Origin of the sequence: Mesorhizobium sp. M1E.F.Ca.ET.063.01.1.1, assembly GCF_003998155.1 — a bacterium.
In the GTDB taxonomy this organism is placed as follows: Bacteria; Pseudomonadota; Alphaproteobacteria; order Rhizobiales; family Rhizobiaceae; genus Mesorhizobium.
The window spans coordinates 1-1877 of sequence record NZ_RZSC01000975.1 but is presented as its reverse complement, the minus strand read 5'-3'; the positions used below and the strand labels follow the sequence as shown (position 1 = coordinate 1877).

The following is a 1877-nucleotide window of genomic DNA, read 5'->3' as shown; positions in this document are numbered from 1 at the left end:
ATCAGGATCCTCGCGGCGGACAAGCGGTCGTCCGGGACGGTGTCGCCTGGAACGCCGGGCCGAATTTCAGCCAATTCGCGGCCGCCCGCACCAGGGTTGGCGCCAAGCAGGCCAACATCACCATCGCTCATCTCGATACCGGCTTCGATCCGGGACATCGCACATTGCCGGCCGGGCTTCTGGCGGCAAAGCAGCGCAATTTCGTCGATGACGGCACCGGACCGGACAACGCGACCGATCATGCGCCTGCCGGCACGCTCACCAGCAATCGCGGTCACGGCACCGGCACGCTCAGCCTGCTTGCCGGCAACAAGCTCGACGGCACCTCGCCGCACTGGCCGGGTTTCACCGATTTCGTCGGCGGTACCCCGCAGGCCAAGATCCTTCCGGTGCGCATCGCCGACTGGGTGGTGCGGCTGACGACAGGCACGATGGTGCAAGGCATCGAGTATGCGCGCCAGCAAGGCGCCCAGGTGCTGTCGATGAGCATGGGCGGCCTCGCCTCGCAAGCGCTGGTCGATGCCATCAACCTTGCTTACGACCATGGCCTGGTCATGGTCACCGCGGCTGGCAACAACTTTGCCATCACGCCTCGCAGCATCGTCTATCCCGCGCGCTACAACCGTGTGCTGGCGGCATGCGGCGTGATGGGCGATGGCCGCGCCTATGCCGGACTCGCCTTCGGCACCATGCAGGGCAACTACGGCCCGCCGTCGAAGATGAAGACGGCGCTCGGCGCCTACACGCCGAACGTGCCCTGGGCGGAGATCGACTGCGCCAAGGTCGTCGACATGGATGGCAACGGCACGTCGGCGGCGACGCCGCAGATCGCGGCAGCCGCGGCGCTTTGGCTGGCCGAGCACTGGGATCGTGTGAAGACTTATCCGCAGCCATGGATGCGCATCGAGGCCGTCCGCTTCGCGCTGTTCAAGGTGGCGCAGAAATCCACGCAGAAGATGAACACCACCGAGACGCTGGAGAAGATCGGGCAGGGGGTGGTTCGCGCCTTCGATGCGCTGGCAATCTCCCCACCGGCCGAGAACCAGCTCCGAAAACTGCCGCCGGCCGCCTATACATGGAGCTGGCTGGATCTGCTCACCGTCGGCAATTCTCTGGCGGCACGGCGACCGGCCGCCGTCCAAAGGCAAAAGATGTTTGCGCTCGAGCTTATGCAGATGGCGCAAACCACCGCTTCCGTCGACCAGGCGATCGCCGACCCGGATGGCGATCCGGCCGCGATCTCGGCCGCCGCGCGCAACCGCTATTTCGAGGCGGCTCTCGACGAAGGCAATCCGTCGAAGCCGCTCAAGGCCTTTCTCGAAGGGGTGCTGGGCAGGGCCGGCGCCAAGCCGGTGCCGGTCGCCGTTCCCGCCGCAAGCCCGGCGCCGATCAGGCGCAAGCCGCGCCCGCTGCCGCCGCCGCAGCGGCGCCTGCGCATCTACGCGCTCGACCCTTCGGTCGCCAAGCGGCTGGACTCGGTGTCGGTCCACCAGGCGACGCTCTCGGTTCCCTGGGACGACGAGCCATCGGCCGACAAGCCGCTGCTGGCGGGCCCGATCGGCGAATATCTCGAGGTGGTCGATGTCGATCCGGCCTCCGACCGCGTCTACGATCCGGTCGACCTCAACGACAAGGTGCTCCTGGCCCAGGACGGCCTGCCGCCTTCGGAAGGCAATCCGAAGTTTCACCAGCAGATGGTCTACGCGGTCGCCATGACAACGATCGGCCATTTCGAGCGCGCACTCGGCCGTCGCGCGCTGTGGGCGCCGCACTATTCGCAAACCCCCGGCCGCAGCGGCGACATGACGGTAAAGGCCCACTATGTGCCGCGCCTGCGCATCTATCCACACGCGCTGCGCGCCGAGAACGCCTATTAC

The 1877-nt window shown here is 67.0% G+C and carries 1 protein-coding gene; it reads left to right on the top strand.

Annotated features, from left to right (window positions below):
* A partial coding sequence (locus EOA29_RS34965; protein WP_145969996.1) for a S8 family serine peptidase occupies positions 1-1877 on the top strand: 1877 nt, incomplete at both ends.